Genomic DNA, 605 nt, shown 5'->3' with positions numbered 1-605 from the left:
ATCTGGTGCAATTGCTGTTTTGCTTTCTAATATCTTCTTACTATCATTACTTAAATCTTTTCCTTTGCTAACCTCAAAATCCTTATCAATTTTTTCTGTAATATCAATCATCATAATATTTTTTTGTGGCACTTTATTCGATTCTTTTAATTTGGGACTCTTCCATTTCGTAAGATCGAATTGCGCTACATCTGTTATATTACTTTTAATTATCTTTTCACTTACGGTACCCTTTTCATTTAAATCAACAGCTTCAATGGCTTGGTCAGTGAATTTATCTGCCTTTAACATACTTGTGTTTAATAAAAGTAAGACTGCCATCGAAATAAAAATGTTAATCATAATCTGTTCACGATTGACTTTCTTTTGAATAATCAACATGTAGCCAATATACAAAAAGGAAAAAGCCAGTAATACATATAAAAAGGGTTGAATCTTGGTAATAAAATCTTGGATTTCAGGTGAATTAAAAAATGTCTTAATTCCTAAAATACTATCTGTAATTCCTTCCAATCCATCCACCAGAAACGAAAGAAGTTGAATACACGCCCATCCAACTTTCCGTAACATATAGGTGACGATATTTCCAACATCTAAGTACTCTG

At 30.9% G+C, this 605-nt stretch carries 1 protein-coding gene; it reads right to left on the bottom strand.

Annotation, left to right across the window (positions count from 1 at the left end):
• A partial coding sequence (locus ACSMFO_RS40205; protein ID WP_436462547.1) for a pLS20_p028 family conjugation system transmembrane protein occupies positions 1-605 on the bottom strand: 605 nt, incomplete at both ends.

Source organism: Amycolatopsis sp. w19, assembly GCF_051373225.1.
Taxonomy (GTDB): Bacteria; Actinomycetota; Actinomycetes; order Mycobacteriales; family Pseudonocardiaceae; genus Amycolatopsis; species Amycolatopsis japonica.
Note: the sequence above shows the minus strand (reverse complement) of the source record. Positions and strands in the feature narration are given on the sequence as shown.